General features: G+C 38.7%; 10 protein-coding genes, 1 tRNA gene and 1 pseudogene. 5 read left to right on the top strand and 7 right to left on the bottom strand.

The window, feature by feature from the left end; translation table 11 throughout:
* Both F984_RS05605 and F984_RS05600 read left to right on the top strand, forming a co-directional pair.
* Positions 1 to 76, top strand: a tRNA-Asn gene (locus F984_RS05605).
* A gap of 56 nt (positions 77 to 132) precedes the next feature.
* Positions 133 to 576 (top strand): DUF2726 domain-containing protein, encoded by a 444-nt coding sequence (locus F984_RS05600; RefSeq protein ID WP_004707728.1) that lies wholly within the window; start codon positions 133 to 135, stop codon positions 574 to 576.
* Positions 577 to 586: 10 nt separating this feature from the next.
* Here the strand turns inward: F984_RS05600 and F984_RS05595 are convergent, their stop codons facing one another.
* From F984_RS05595 to glnA, 5 genes are all read right to left on the bottom strand, one after another.
* Entirely contained in the window at positions 587 to 787 is a 201-nt protein-coding gene (locus F984_RS05595) for a hypothetical protein (protein WP_004707727.1), read from the bottom strand.
* Between the two features lie 107 nt (positions 788 to 894).
* Positions 895 to 2,352: an alpha/beta hydrolase family protein gene (locus F984_RS05590; protein ID WP_004707724.1), complete on the bottom strand. Its 1,458-nt coding sequence runs from the start codon at positions 2,350 to 2,352 to the stop codon at positions 895 to 897.
* Positions 2,353 to 2,467: 115 nt separating this feature from the next.
* Complete coding sequence (gene ubiA / locus F984_RS05585) at positions 2,468 to 3,346, bottom strand: 4-hydroxybenzoate octaprenyltransferase (protein ID WP_004707723.1); 879 nt, start codon at positions 3,344 to 3,346, stop codon at positions 2,468 to 2,470.
* Complete coding sequence (locus F984_RS05580; protein ID WP_004707720.1) at positions 3,343 to 3,852, bottom strand: chorismate--pyruvate lyase family protein; 510 nt, start codon at positions 3,850 to 3,852, stop codon at positions 3,343 to 3,345. Before F984_RS05580 ends, ubiA begins: the two co-directional genes overlap by 4 nt.
* 125 nt (positions 3,853 to 3,977) lie before the next feature.
* Entirely contained in the window at positions 3,978 to 5,393 is a 1,416-nt protein-coding gene (glnA, locus tag F984_RS05575; protein WP_002052696.1) for a type I glutamate--ammonia ligase, read from the bottom strand.
* 704 nt (positions 5,394 to 6,097) lie between these two features.
* Between glnA and F984_RS05570 the strand changes: the two are divergent.
* The 3 genes and pseudogenes from F984_RS05570 (at position 6,098) to F984_RS05560 (ending at position 10,339) form a co-directional block, all read left to right on the top strand.
* Positions 6,098 to 7,659 (top strand): annotated as a pseudogene (locus tag F984_RS05570) (peptide MFS transporter).
* A complete protein-coding gene (locus tag F984_RS05565; RefSeq protein WP_004707716.1) occupies positions 7,656 to 9,458 on the top strand; it encodes an aminopeptidase P family protein in 1,803 nt (600 codons plus the stop codon). Before F984_RS05570 ends, F984_RS05565 begins: the two are co-directional and overlap by 4 nt.
* 296 nt (positions 9,459 to 9,754) lie before the next feature.
* Positions 9,755 to 10,339 carry an anthranilate synthase component II gene (locus F984_RS05560; RefSeq protein ID WP_000925673.1) on the top strand — a complete coding sequence of 195 codons (585 nt, stop codon included), beginning with the start codon at positions 9,755 to 9,757 and terminating at the stop codon, positions 10,337 to 10,339.
* Between the two features lie 95 nt (positions 10,340 to 10,434).
* On the opposite strand, the gene F984_RS05555 is transcribed toward F984_RS05560, so the two are convergent.
* Positions 10,435 to 13,200: a M1 family metallopeptidase gene (locus F984_RS05555; RefSeq protein ID WP_080631529.1), complete on the bottom strand. Its 2,766-nt coding sequence runs from the start codon at positions 13,198 to 13,200 to the stop codon at positions 10,435 to 10,437.
* Positions 13,201 to 13,213: 13 nt separating this feature from the next.
* Positions 13,214 to 15,946: a TonB-dependent receptor plug domain-containing protein gene (locus tag F984_RS05550; RefSeq protein ID WP_004707712.1), complete on the bottom strand. Its 2,733-nt coding sequence runs from the start codon at positions 15,944 to 15,946 to the stop codon at positions 13,214 to 13,216.
* Positions 15,947 to 16,241: the final 295 nt, after the last annotated feature.

Below are 16,241 nucleotides of genomic sequence, written 5' to 3'. Positions count from 1 at the left end.
TCTCCCATAGCTCAGTCGGTAGAGCGACGGACTGTTAATCCGCAGGTCCCTGGTTCGAGCCCAGGTGGGAGAGCCAAGATTCTTAAAAACCCACTCATTACGAGTGGGTTTTTATTTGTATGATGTTGTCACATGTTCGAATCGAGTCACTTATTTTTTATTATTTTAGGTTGCTTAAGCACCTGTATTTTTCTTGTTGTTTGTTTACGTCCCTATTTATTCCCAAAACAAAAATTCTTTGCTCGTCCTGTCATTACTAATTTTGAAACTCAAATGTTTATACGTCTAAAACAGAGTTTCCCAAGTTGCCATGTTTTAGCGCAAGTGGCGTTTAGCGCATTAATCACCAGCAATGACTATAAGGTTCGTAGCCAGTTCAATCGTAAAGTTACCGACTTTGTTTTGCTTAATGACAAAATGGAAGTAATTGCTATTATTGAGTTAGATGACTCTACTCACCTTGAAAAAGCAGAAGAAGACCGTCTACGCGATCAAATGCTGACAGAAGCCGGATATATCGTAAAACGTTATACAAGCATACCGAGCGTACGCCAACTACAAAGAGATATTCATTGAACAGCTAATGCTATTTCTTATCTGAATTTGCAGCCTGTTTTTCAGCTATTCTTTTTTCCATTTCTATACGTTGCTGCTCATATTGTTTTTTATTCTTAGCATCACTCTTTGCAGCCAAGAAAAGTATTCCAATAATTAAAAAAGGAATAAGTAAACCCAACCCCATTAATAACCAAGGGACAGATTTTTTTTCAACTGATTGCTGACTCATAAGTGATTTAAACTCGAACATCATTAATTTTAAGCTATGTAACAATATAACAAAAAAGAGCCTATATAAAGGCTCTTTTCTTAAGCTAAATGCTAGTTAAATAAAACTTAGAACTTACCTGTACAATGCGGGCTTTGGCTAGCATCTTTCTGTGCATCAGTTAGAACAATACCGGTACCTGCTGACATATTCGTTTGAATAAAATCTACGGCATTTGCATTTTGACATACGATTGCTTGTGTATGAGTCGCATTCGGTACAATGGTTAAGTTATATCCCTTATCGTACCCAGCTTGAGGGAAAAATTTAAAAGCATTCGCTTTCATATTTGCGAATAAGGCTTGTGTTACTACAGGCAATACTGCTTGATCTTTTTCACCTTGAATAATAAATACAGGTGCTTTAATAACTTTTTCAGCTGTAGCATTCGTTGCAGGTTGAGTCGATGTTAAAAAACTTTGAACTACTTGATCGGTCTTGAATTTATTTAGATCAATACCGTACTGTGAAATTTGATGTGTAGGATCAGCCAAGAAAGCTAGGATTCCTGCTTTAAATTTCTCTTGTAAACCATTTGCAGTATCAGGTGCAGGATAACTTAGACATGTACCATCATCTCCTGTACGACCATAAGCCAATTCTGCAATATCAGCTGCTCCTGATGTAAAGATTGACTTCAAATCATAATTTGGTTGCTGTGCTTTAATCCCAGCGCTTGCAAAAGCAGCATATGCTAACAATTCAGCATATCCTTCTGCAGTTTTATCAATTGTTGGTACAGCAAGCGCCAGTGGATCATTTGGAGACATTTGCCCTGCAGCAATCGCTGCATCAATTTGTCTACGCGCTATAATAGCCTGATCTAGCTTACTAACTGCAAAATTACTATCTTGATTCATTGCAGGATCAATATAAATTTGAATAATTGTGCCCAAGCTTGATGCCGGCGCCCCAGCTACAGCACCTTTATAACTTGTATCTGTATTGGCGAATTCAGCAGTACCTAATGATGCATGTCCACCTTGTGATTGGCCAATTGACATCCAATCGCCTTTCAACTGATTTCCATAATGGTCTTTTGCTGCCTTGACTGCTGCTAATGCAGATTTTGCTTCACTAGATAAGTTTAAGTACGGATGTACACCTGGCGTACCTAAACCCTCATAATCTGGTGCAATAATCACATAACCTGCTGCTAATAAGTTTTCAGCTAAAATTTTAAATCGCGGATTAATTGCATTTTTACTTGGCGCGCAACTATCTCCTACTCCTACAGTTCCATGCTCCCATACAACCACTCGATAACCATCTTTAGGTTGCGAGGCTTTTGGGAACAATACCATAGCAGTAGCAGTGGCTGTTTTTCCCTGCACATTTGTCATGTTATAAGTCATGACTTTAATTGATGAAGCATTATCAACTTTATCTATAGCGTAATTACTTTCAGACAAAAAAGTCTTATTTGAATCTATCCCAGTGTAATCGTCATTGTTGTCATTACATGCTGTAAGAAATAATGCTGAAACCGATAATGTTATAGTTAAAGCGATTTTTGACCGTTTCATAAAATATCCTTTTTATGTTATGTGTTATTTATTCCGCATAATTTTTATGCACAAATATTAAGACATAAAAAAAGTGCTCTGCATAGAACACTTTTCAACCTCATGGTCATTTTTACTATATGAAATTTAAAAATATTCCTAGAAAAATGATTAATCCTACCCAGCGATTGTGACGAAATGCCCAGAAACAAACCTGAGGGTTGCGGTCTTTGGTTTTAATTGTTTGATATATAAAATCGAATGCCACAACAATTAAAGCAACAATTGCCCATGGAAATAAGATATTTTCTAAATACAACGCCGTTCCTATCAAAACAAGACTGGCTGCTTGTAGGAGTGCAATAATCTGGATGTCATATCGACCAAAAAGAATAGCTGTAGATTTCACACCAATCTTTAAATCATATTCACGGTCTGTAATTGCATATTGAGTGTCATAAGCCACTGTCCAAGCCAAATTACCAAAATACAGCAGCCAGCAAGTCAGATCCGGAGTTTTACCTACAGCAGTAAAGGCCATTGGAATTGACCATGAAAATGCTGCTCCTAAAAAAACTTGCGGTAAGTTGGTATAGCGTTTCATAAATGGATAAATAAACGCTAAAAATAACGCGCCAAATGACCAATAAAAAGTTTCTATAGGTAAAAAGAACAAAAGACATGCACTTGCTAAAACAAGACCTAAGAATACATATACTGCTTCCCTCGCACGAATGACACCTGTTGCCAAAGGACGAGTTTTTGTACGCTCTACATGACCATCTACTTTACGATCAGCAAAGTCATTAATCGCACATCCAGCAGCGCGCATAAAAATAACGCCTAAAATCATGACGAATAAAATACCTAAATTCGGTATTCCTTTTGATGCAACCCAAAGTGCCCACATGGTTGGCCAAAACACCAGTTCTGTACCAATTGGCTTATCAAATCGGCATAGATAATAATAAGCTTCTAAACGCTGACGCCATGTTGTACCTGTTGCAGTCGTCATAGTAATTCCTTGTCGTGCTGCTGATATAAAAAAGCTTCAAAAGCCGGTAAGAATGTTTCTTGAACAATAAATTTACACCCATGCCAAGTATAGCAACTTTGTCGCGTCCAACCTTCGGGTAAGCGAATAATACGGCGATCACACAGTGGCGTAGTTCTTTGAAATAAAAAACGACCTATCGGTTTAGAACCAATATGCTGAAATATACGGGCTTTTTTTTGTAAGCTTTGAATTGGAAAAATACTTTTTGCTTTAACCCAAGGTTCCACTTCACAACCATATAAATATGTTTCCCTTACCCATGAAGTGTGGGTATAAGGCATATTCATCCATTGACTGTCTGCAAAAGTTAAACGCTGAAAGTGTTCTTTAAAAGGTTTTACGCTGAACTGTCCACCGCCAAGTTCAGTCAATTGTTGGGTCAGAGAACCAGACGCATACAACCATGTTTTCAATGCAGGATTTAATACTTCTTCCTGCTTAAGTACTGGTTGTCGTTTACGCATAATCTGCTCACATGAAAACTCGCACCTAGTTTACCCCAATTTTTTGATAAAAAACGTAGAGAATTCAATCAACATTCCAAGTAATAAAAAAGCCTGCATAAGCAGGCTTTTTTACGAAATACGTATTACAAGCTGTAGTACATATCGAATTCAACTGGGTGAGTAGTCGTGTTAAGACGACGTACATCTTCAGTTTTAAGTTCAATATATGCATCAAGCATTTCTTTAGTGAACACGCCGCCTTTTAACAAGAATTCGTGATCTGCTTGAAGTGCTTCAAGAGCCATATCTAAGCTATGAGCAACTGTTGGGATTTTTGCTTCTTCTTCTGGAGGAAGATCATACAAGTTCTTGTCAGCAGCTTCGCCCGGATGGATCTTGTTTTGGATACCGTCGATACCAGCCATTAACAATGCAGCGAAACCTAAGTATGGGTTCATCATTGGGTCTGGGAAACGAGCTTCGATACGCTTACCTTTAGGGCTAGAAACGTATGGAATACGGATAGACGCAGAACGGTTACGCGCTGAGTAAGCAAGCATAATTGGTGCTTCGAAGTGAGGAACCAAACGCTTGTATGAGTTTGTAGATGGGTTTGTGATTGCATTCAATGCACGAGCGTGCTTGATGATACCACCGATGAAGTACAACGCCATTTCTGAAAGACCAGCATATTCATCACCAGCAAACAAGTTCTTGCCATCTTTAGAGATAGACATATGAACGTGCATACCAGAACCGTTATCACCTACCATTGGTTTAGGCATAAACGTAGCTGTTTTTGCATACTGATGTGCAACGTTCCAAACAGCATATTTGAACTGTTGAACTTCGTCAGCTTTACGAACAAGAGTATTGAAGCTCACACCAATTTCTAACTGGCAAGAAGCAACTTCATGGTGATGTACTTCTACACGACCTGGGCCCATGATATCTTCGATTTTTGCACACATTTCTGCACGCATATCTTGTGAAGAATCAACTGGAGGAACTGGGAAGTAACCGCCTTTAACACGTGGACGGTGACCAGAGTTACCAGACTCATAATCTTTACCAGTAGACCAAGCAGCTTCTTCAGCGATTAATGTATGACGAGCGCCAGACATATCGATGTCCCATTTCACTTCGTCAAATACAAAGAATTCTGGTTCTGGACCGAAGAATGCAGTATCACCGATACCTGTAGATTTTAAGTATTCTTCTGCACGGCGAGCAATCGAACGTGGGTCACGCTCATAACCTTGACCAGTTGAAGGTTCAATAACGTCACAAGTCACAACTACAGTTGGTTCAGCAAAGAACGGGTCGATGAAACCAGTTTCAGCATCTGGACGTAAGATCATGTCAGATGCTTCAATACCTTTCCAACCAGCGATTGAAGAACCATCAAACATTTTACCGTCTTCAAAAGTATCTTCATCAATAGAATCAGCTGGGTAAGTTACGTGCTGTTCTTTACCCTTAGTATCAGTAAAGCGAAAATCGACCCATTTTGCGCCACTTTCTTGTATGAGTTGAAGGACCTTGTTCGCCATGCTCATTTTGCTCCAATGAAATTTTGTTGCACTTGTTAAGTGCGTGTTAGTTGCTGGTATTTATTAAGCAATTCTCATACCAACTTTATAAGACTTACCTAAAACATTGAATTACTTATAAGTATTCATGATTTAGGCCCCTTGTCTTGAACCCATTATACTGTTTGCTTGTGCAAATGCACCATATTCACACATTTTCAAATTATGGCATATTTAAATAGCTTATTATTGCCCTAATTTAGTGCAAAATTGTTGCACTGATATAATCCGCTGCATCAATTTCTAACAGTCGTTCATGATCATAATACTTTCTTATATATAATGTTGAGATTCTTATTAGATTACACAAAAAATATTTATGCTTCTTAAAGCATCCATTCTTACTCATTTTTAAGTTGTTTAGATGACTTAAGCGCCTTGGTTAAGCCATCCAAGTAAGTTCTTTATTGTTTATTTACAATCTACCAAATAGTTTTCATTTTTATGAATTCTTATAGAGCATTTCAGTACTCGGCAGTTCTTTGATTTGTCAAATGAACGCTCCTTTCTGTTATTTATCTAATAACAAATCCCACTATTCATGTTCTTTTTCATTCACTGTTTTTATACAAGGTAAATTTGCTTTTATTGTTAAAAATAACTAAAAAATAAAAACATAAATTTTGGTTATAAATAAACAAACTAAAAGTTATGTTTATAAAAAACATAAAATCATTCAAGGATTTGAATAATGAAACATGAACTTGAACAGACCGATAAAGCATTTTTCGGTCATCCAAAACCATTAAAAACTTTATTTTTTACAGAACTTTGGGAAAGATTTTCTTATTACGGAATTCGCCCCTTACTTGTTCTTTATATGGTTGCTATGGTGAATGACGGTGGGCTAGCACTTGATCGACCAACTGCCGCAGCTATTGTGGGATTATTTGCAGGCTCAATGTATTTAATGACAGTTTTTGGTGGGTGGATTGCTGATAACTGGTTAGGTCAGGCGCGTGCTGTCTGGTACGGTTCAATTATTATTGCTTTAGGTCACTTATCAATTGCCCTCACCACCATTTTTGATCAATTCTTTTTTTATTTCGGTCTAGTTCTGATTGTTCTTGGCTCAGGTTTATTTAAAACTTGTATTTCAGTGATTGTCGGAACTTTATACAAAGCTCAAGATAGTAGACGAGATGCCGGATTCTCCATTTTTTATATGGGAATTAATATGGGCTCCTTTATTGCACCACTCATTACAGGTCTATTAGCGCGTGATCATGGTTGGCATTTAGGCTTTGGTATCGGCGGCCTTGGGATGTTGATAGCGTTGTTAATTTTCCGCTTTTTGGCTATCCCGCAACTTCAAACTTTTAATGAACTGCGTCAAGAATCTAACACCTGTAGCAAACCTGTCGTAGAAAATAAAAATGCACCCCAAATTGTGTTTAGTTTTTTATTTTTGGTTGCAGTGGTTATTGGACTAACTTTCTTTGGCATCATTCACATCAACCCAGTCGTTGTTTCTACCTACTTAACTGTAGGAATTAGCATTGGGATTATTGCTTATTTTGCATACTTACTACTTTTCCTGAATTTAGAGCAAAATGAAAAATTTAAAATCATTATTTGCTTCGTTTTATTAGCAGCATCTGCTCTATTCTGGTCAGCTTTTGAACAAAAACCCACAACTTTTACTTTATTTGCGCAAGATTATACGGACCGTATTGTTTTCGGTTTTGAGATTCCAACGGTATGGTTTGAATCAATCAATGCTCTTTTTATTATTATCTTTGCTCCAGTTGCAGCTTGGCTATGGGCAAAACTTGGTAAGGCAAATAAAGATCCAAGCTATATCAGCAAATTTATTATTGCGTTGCTATTCGCAGCAGGTGGCTTTTTGCTTATGACTTTAGCCAGTCATTTTGCTATTCATGGCGGAGTAGTTTCACCATTTTGGTTAGTTGGTACATTATTTCTTCTTACCATAGGTGAACTTTGCTTAAGCCCAATTGGCTTATCAACCATGACAAAACTTGCACCCGATGTTATACGCAGTCAAATTATGGGTTTATGGTTCACTGGTTCAGCTTTAGGCAATCTCATGGCAGGTCTCATTGGCGGACATGTATCGGCAGATGGTATTAATCACTTACCTAGCCTATTTATGCGCTGTGTATTGGCCTTGGTTATTGGCGCAATCGTGTTATTTTTATTAAAGAAACCAATGAATAAATTAATGGGCAAAAGTACCAGCAAAGTTCAACCTGATTTGGAAACCATATGAACGACTTAACTGTTTCAGAAAAACTAGCGAAACTTCGAGAACTCATGATCAATCAACACGTTGATGCTTTGGTTGTGATGAGTGCAGACCCCCATATGTCTGAATATTTACCAGACTACTGGAAAGCAAGGCAGTGGTTAAGCGGTTTTAGTGGCTCTGTTGGCACTTTAGTTGTGACCCAAAACTTTGCAGGACTCTGGGCCGATGGCCGCTACTGGGTACAAGCCGAACAACAACTCGCTGGAACTGGCTTTCAATTACAAAAACTGACCAGTGATGAGTCTTCAACACATCTCGCCTGGATTGAGAAAAATCTACCAACTAGTTCGGTCATTTCAGTAAATGGACAAACACTTTCAATCCAGCAGTTTAAAGCGTTGGAAAATACAGCAAAGCAACGTGGTTTTAAGCTTGAAACACAGCAAGATTTAATCGGCTCGATCTGGTCTAATCGTCCAGAACTTCCTTTAGAACAGATTCATTTAATGCCTGAAGGGTTAAATGCGCTATCTCGTAAAGAAAAAATTCAGGCAATACGCGATGCTTTAAATAGTAAGGCGATTGAAGGACATTTCATTTCATCTTTAGATGATATTGCCTGGGTTTTAAATGCACGCGGACAAGATGTAGAGTACAACCCTGTATTCCTTTCCCATTTATATATCAGTGCTCAACAGGCTGTTTTATTCATTGATAGCAACAAGGTTAATTCAACCACTCAACAGGCTTTCAAAGCTGATGGCGTTGAGATTCGTGACTATCAAGATTCAGCTCAGTTTCTAGCAAATATTTCTAATGCATCTGTGCTTTTAGATCCAGCCAAAGTATCGATTTTTCATGAGCAAGCCATCGCAAAAGATATTCGGATTGTTTACGACATCAACCCAAGTACACTTTTTAAATCGCGTAAACATGAAAGCGAAATTGCTCATATCCGCCATGCCATGGTGAAAGATGGTGTTGCCCTTTGCCACTTTTTCCACTGGTTAGAAAAAGCCCTTCATCAAGGTCAACGCATTTCAGAACTCACCATTGATGAGAAAATTACAGCCTTCCGCGCTCAGCAAGAAGGTTTTATAGGCCCAAGTTTTTCAACGATTGCTGGCTTTAATGCCAATGGTGCTCTACCCCATTACCGTGCAACTGAAGAGCACTATTCATTTATCGAAGGTGACGGTCTGTTACTGATTGACTCTGGTGGACAATATGTAGACGGCACTACCGACATTACTCGTGTTGTTCCTGTCGGGACTCCAACAGAACAACAAAAACGTGACTATACCTTAGTTCTAAAATGTCATATTGCTTTAGCAAAAACCATTTATCCAGAAGGTTTAGCTGCTCCTCTACTCGATTCAATTTGTCGTCATACTTTATGGCAACATGGTTTAGATTATCGCCACGGCACAGGTCACGGCGTAGGCTTTGCACTTAACGTGCATGAAGGACCACAAGTGCTTTCTTATTACGCGCCTATTCATGCCTACAGCAAATTGCGTGAAGGTATGATTCTTTCTAATGAACCGGGCTTATACCATGAAGGACAATACGGTATTCGTATTGAAAATCTGGTTGCAAACAGACTTCACTCAGGGTTTGAAAAAACCTACGGCGATTTCTTAGAGTTTGAAACGCTGACCCTTTGCCCAATTCATTTAGATTGTATTGTGGTTGATATACTAACGAATGAAGAGAAAGACTGGTTAAATGGTTATCATCAAACTGTTCAAGAAAGACTGGCTGAACATTTATCTGGCGATGTTTTAGATTGGTTGATTTACAACACTAGAGCGATTTAATCTTCTTTTTTACTCAGGTAGAATAATTTTCTATTTTTAATGAAAAGCTTATTTTGCCTGAGTTGTAGTTATCTATTATTTCAAAAAGGCTTACTTCTCAAAGTCATTTTTTCTGCAAATTTCTAACGAATGAAATAGTTAAACTGGTTACTTCTTTTTTTGCTATATTAGCCCATTAGAAAACGGCTTCTTATTTTTCAAATCTAAAAAGTCTTTTCTGAAAACGGGTATCAATATGGGTAACTATTTTAGTCACTTATTAAATATATTTTAATTATCATGAGGTTAAGTTCATCATGCTTCTAATGATCGACAATTACGACTCTTTTACCTACAACATCGTCCAGTATTTTGGCGAGTTGAATCAGGAAGTAAAAGTAGTTCGCAATGATCAAGTCACATTAGAGGATATTGAACGATGGCAACCTAAATACCTCGTGATTGGTCCTGGTCCTTGCTCTCCAAGTGAAGCTGGTATTTCAATTCCTGCAATTAATCACTTTGCCGGAAAAATTCCATTGCTTGGCGTGTGTTTAGGACATCAAAGTATCGGGCAAGCTTTTGGCGGAAAAATTGTAAGAGCCAAAACGGTGATGCATGGACGTTTATCTGATATGTACCACAGCAATAAGGGTATTTTCAGTAATCTGCCTAGTCCATTCTCGGCAACTCGTTATCACTCGTTGGTCATTGATCAGGAAACGCTACCTGACTGCCTTGAAGTAACATGCTGGACTAATGAAGCAGATGGTTCAATGGAAGAAATTATGGGCGTTAAACATAAGACGCTTCCTGTTGAAGGCGTACAATTCCATCCTGAATCCATTTTGAGTCAACATGGCCATCAAATCTTTAAAAACTTTTTAGACATCTACGCATAAGTCAGCCGTCAATAGTTTGTTTTAAAAGTAATTTGATAAGAACCATGAATAAAAAAGCCAACTACGATCAGTTGGCTTTTTTATAGCTGAATCAATTACAACTTTAACTGTTGCACAATTGATCCATCTTGTTTTGCCACCAAAGATTCGCAGAGTTGAATACGTTCTTTGGTTTGTTTCAATCCTCTTTCCACCCCAACCAACTCTTTAGTTCGTGGTGCAAAAAAGTCATTTAACTGCGCTGCCTGTTGTTGGGTACATGCTGCCCCACTAAACATTGCAGGAAAACGCCCAGCCGAAGACTTACCTAAACGATCAAACACTGCCTCATGATTTACCTTAAACCAAGACCACAAACCGCCTTGTTCATCTCCATAATTATTGATTGAGTTAACTACGGTACGAACTTCACCAACTTTAACACGCGGGTTCAAAATCAACTGACGGGCTTGTTGACGTGTTGCTTCTTGATTTGCCGAGCCTAAGGCTGTAAGGATTGCTAGACGTTGTGTTGGTTGAGTCACGTGTTGTAACTCTCCAGACAATCGGTCAAAAGCTGGTTGACCTTTTTCTTGTACACGTACAGCTAAAATGGTTGGCAATAATTCAGGTGTTACTTGCGCAAAATTAAGCTGCTTTTGAGCAAATAGAGCATCTGACTGTTTTAACAGTTGTGTACGAACTTCAGGAACTTGAATATCTAAAGCAAGAAATCTAACTAACTCACTACGCCATAAACTGTCTTCAGCTGATTCACCTGTTTTACTGACATAACCCAACTGATTTAATTTAGGTAAATATAAATTTGCCAAAACTTTTCTAAAATGTTCACGTTCAGCTTCTGTTTTCAATACATGACGATGAATGGTACTTAACTGGGAAAATAGCGCTGTACTAATTTGTCGACTATTTGAATTAGCGAATTTCTTCGCAGCATCTACGACAGCCAACAAATTAATATCCCCATGGTTAAAAGCAGCTGAAATTGCATAGGCATAGGCCAACTGTTCAGTATTAGAAAGCTTTTCTGTGGCAGCAGTCAGACGAGTAAACTCTTTTTGTGGCAAACTAAATTGGTAATATCCTGCCGCATCTGCATTTGGTATATACCAACTATCAAGGCTGGCACCTTTGAGTTCAATCTTGGTTTCTGCTTGGTCTACCAGTTCACATTGCACTTTACTACCTGCATTTGGAACTTCATAACGTACACATAATGGTACACCCCACAGGCTTCTTGCATCACCTTTTGAACCCACAGGTAAATAACGGCTTTGCTTCACATTTAAAAAGACTTTATTGCCTTCTTGCTGTAATGCGGTGTTAATTAAAGGCACACCTGGTTGATCAAGAAAACTTTTCATCGCTCTAGTAAAGCGCTCACCTTGTCCAGATTGCTCTGCTAAAGCGCTAATTAAATCATTGGCTGTCGCATTACCGTATTGGTGCTTATTAATATAATTGCGCACACCTTGTTTGAATTTTTCTTCGCCCAAATAGCTTTCAAACATATTTAAAACAGCCGCACCTTTTTGGTAAGTAATACCATCAAAAGCCGTTTGAATATCAGCATTGCTTAAAATAGGCTGACGAATACGACGCACACTTACCAAGCTATCACTTTTCATCGCATCGGCAGTATCCGCAATACGTTCTAGATCAGCATTAAATTCGGGATGTAATTTTTGAGTAATTTTACTTTGCATCCATGTGGCAAACGATTCATTGAGCCACAAATCATCCCACCACGGCATCGTGACGACATCACCAAACCATTGATGTGCGAGCTCATGTGCATTGACATTAAATGAATTCTGTACAAAAGAGACTGGCGAGTCCTTATCTAACAACATTAGATAGTCTCTAAAAGTAATTAGCCCCGGGTTTTCCATAGCCCCTGCTGCGAAATCTGGTGCTGCAAGCAAGTCGAGCTTGTCAAATGGATAACCAAAGGCAAAATAATCTTCTAAAGTTTTTAAAATGGCTGGCGTTTCAGATAAGGCATGCTGCATTTTTTCAGCTTTAGCATCGGGTGCAATACCACGTAACTGAATCGGCTGCTTACGCCATAAAGTTGCTCCAATATCAGGCCCTTTTTGTAATTGCCACGGTCCGACAGCCAATGCAAGTAAGTATGTTGGTAGTGGTTTGGTTTGTGCAAAACTGAGTGTTTTCCAACCCGACTTATCGACTTGCTCCGACGTTTGTTGGGTATTGGTAAAACCTGAATATTTGCTTGGAATCGTCAAACGAATATTAAACGGCGTTTTAAAACGTGGCTCATCAAATGACGGGAATGACTGGCGTGCACTAATTGCTTCCATTTGAGTCATCACATAAGGTTTACCCTCAAACTCGATTTTATAAATACCGTCAAGTTGCTGGTCATATGCTGCATTAAAATCTAGAACGAGTTGATACTGGCCTGCGGGCAAGGTCTTGGCAAATTTAATTTTACTTACCCCATCTACCTCGGAGGCTTGCTCATATTTTGCTTTGGTTTTGACGCCCTCTGCCGATGTGATATTCACATCTTTCACCGTTAAAGACTTACCATGAATCCAGATGTGATCTGTGGCTTGAGCCAGTTTTAAATGAATAGTAGTTTTACCGGTATAGCCTTTTTGTGCGGGATCAATCTTAAAATCTAAATCATAAGATTCGGGTACAACCCACTCGGGTAATTTACCAATCGGGATTTGTTCACTGTTATTAGATGCAAAAATTTGAGTTGCCGATAAAGATAATAATGTTGTAAGTAGCAATCTTTTTTTAAATGAAGGCTTGACCAGCATAAGGGGTTTTATCCTCTGTAGTTTTAAATAAAAAGATGCAGCAATTGCTGTACCACTTCGCTGCATCCATACATCATTCTTAAAATTTATAGTTAAACTCCAACCAACCTTGACGGCCGAATGGTGAATATGATCCTACCGGATAATACGGCCAACCGCCTGTGTCATCTCGTTTCACTTTGTCAAACACGTTATTAATAATGATGGAAGCAGAAGCTTTTGGAGAGATTTGATAAGTACCGCTCCAGTTCACCAAATACGTTGGGCTTAAATAGGCAGTTTGGTTACCATTTGGAATTTTGCCATAACGATTAACTAATACTGTTGAAGCCCAATCACCATAGCTCCAGCTGAGACTGGTATTAAAACGGTCACGCCAATCAGGAATAGTTAAATCTTTTAAGTAGTCATCTTTCTCGCCATCTTTTGATTGTTGATATTCATGTTCTAGTACACGGCTATAGTTCACTGTCCAGAGAAAGTTACCAAAGCTGTCAGTTTTCCAACGCCATCTGCTAGTGAAATCAATCCCGCGGGTATGGTCTGATGCAGCATTAATCGGAACGATATTTATATTCTTAATGACATTTGGATCGACAACTGCATTTGCAGGGTTACGCTCCACACGTGCTAATGCATCAATACAGGCTGCAGAGTTAATATCTTGGTTGCCTAAACGACAATCTGCTTCCAAACGTAGAATTTTGTCCGCACTTAAGTTCGTCACAAGATTATCAATTTTGATATCCCAGTAGTCGATGCTGATATCAAATTTATTGGTTGGCGACCAAACAAACCCTGCACCATAAGATTTACCCTCTTCAGGTTTCAGCTCTTTGTTTCCGGTTAAAGTGTAGTTCGCCCCAGGTGCGTAATCTTTAAAGGTACATTTATCTAAAGGTTGTCCCGTTTGGCTACAACGTAAATAATCCGTTGTACTTGCGAAATAACCTTTTTGCTTATTTAAGAACAGATAGTTCATATCTGGTGCACGAAAACTAGTTGCGTAGTTACCGCGCAGCAATAAAGTCGGATGTGGTCTAAACTCTAAACCTGAACCGAATGTTAGCTTATCAATGCTGTTATCTGCCAAAGCATAACGGTCATAACGTCCAGACAGCGTTAAATTTAATGGCTTTGCTAAAGGTAAGAATAATTCTGCGCCAAGTGCTTGGCGGGTCCTCGTTCCTCCATATTCGCCACTAGAGCTTAAATTATAATATTCACCATTTTCGATCGCCTGATCTGGTTTAATCGAAAAACCTTGACGCCCAATTTCAGCCACAGCCGCAAGTTTGGCAGTTCCTGCAGGTAACTTAAACACATCACCATTCGCGCTTAGGGTTAAACTTTGTGCCCACGACTTATCTTTTTCTTTTGTTGTGCCCGAAATACTTTCAAATTCACTTGCTGTGAGTGGTCGACTTAAACGATCTAAGCGAGGGGAATAAATAGGAATACCATCTGCATCTGTACCAAGTTGCTGACCTAAGAAATATTCATCAACATTCGAACGTAATAAACCTTGGCGGTTTAACTGACTGGTATAAATGGAACCATTATAGGCTGCTTCATAACTCCAGCTTGTTTCTCCAATATCCCCTCGAATTCCGAAGTTTAAATTCGAAGAAAGCTCTTTCCACTTTTTATTTATGCGTTCTACCCCCCCTAATTCTTCAGGCGCAAAACGACGATTCCAAATTTCATAATTTCCCGAATCTTGATTTAGAAAATAACCACTCGATGCACCTAAAGAGGTCCATATCGGAATACGGGTATTGTTTTCAATTTGATTTGCCCCAATTAAAAAATCGGCAAATAGTTGGGTTTTATCATTTAACTCATAGTCTAAACCGATATAACCATTTTGACTGCGGTTTTGAGTTTGGACAGTCCAATAGGTTGGTCGTACCAAACCACTGGCACAATTGTCCGCCCCTGCTTGTCCAATATTATTGACTGAACCCTTAAATAAACCGTTAAACGCCTGACACCCGCCAATTGAAAGGTATTTACCAGTATCGGCATTTTTACGACCCACAACCGTGTCGGGTTTTTCTCCCAAACGCGTTCGGCTCGACATAAAATCTCGATCAGCTGCCCATATCGGCTCACGGCCGCTGAGTTCAACCCCATAAACGAGACTAAGCTTGTCTAAAGTTTTACTACCACTCAGTTGTAAACGTAAATTTTCACCGCCTTCTTTGGTTCCGCCTGCCTTGATATTAAATTGTGTGCCGTCTGTTTTCTTTTTCAGAATAATATTCACCACACCTGCAATTGCATCTGAACCATAAATTGCAGAAGCACCACCGTTTAATATTTCAATCCGATCAATAATGGCAGTTGGAATATTGGCTAAGTTTACGAAATTGACAGAGCCATCATAAGGCACAGGATAGTCTGCAACCCGATGTCCATTAATCAAAGTCAAAGTATGATTAGGTCCTAAGCCTCGTAAACTAATGGCATTAGCCGCAGGCGTAAACGTATTTCCATAATCGGCACCTTGTACGAAACCTGTGTTCTGCGTCAGGTTATTGAGTGCGTCAAATGCATTACTAAAACCTTGTTTTTCAATATCGGCTGCGGTAATGACGGTCACACTGGTCGGGCCATCTTTTTGTGCTTTTGAAATCCGAGAACCTGTCACCGCAACACGAACTACTTTATCTGCTTTAGCTTGGTTTTGTGGTTGCTCTACAGCTTCTTGTGCATAACTTTCTAAGGGATGAAACAGTGCAACAAATACGAAAATAAATGAGCGCTTATTTTTTAAAGCCTCTACATATTTCAAGTTATTTAAATACATATTTATTAGTAGACAAAATAAAGATCGCCCTACTATATCCACTTTTATTTGGTTGATTTATACACATTTTTTCTAGATATATTGATGTTTAAGATATACCAAATGGTTAATTATTTATCATAAAAACTCACAACAAACTAAAACCTTTTTCAATAAATAAATTTTGTTTATGAATAGATTCAAAACCTTCTCTAATCAAAATTTTTAATTCTCTTATCGAACAGCAAAAATCTTTGATTATTTTCTGCTAACATAGCTCCCCTAGCTAGTGAATCATGGAACGCAATAGGCCGAA

The organism is Acinetobacter nosocomialis NIPH 2119, assembly GCF_000368085.1.
Taxonomy (GTDB): domain Bacteria; phylum Pseudomonadota; class Gammaproteobacteria; order Pseudomonadales; family Moraxellaceae; genus Acinetobacter; species Acinetobacter nosocomialis.
Note: the sequence above shows the minus strand (reverse complement) of the source record. Positions and strands in the feature narration are given on the sequence as shown.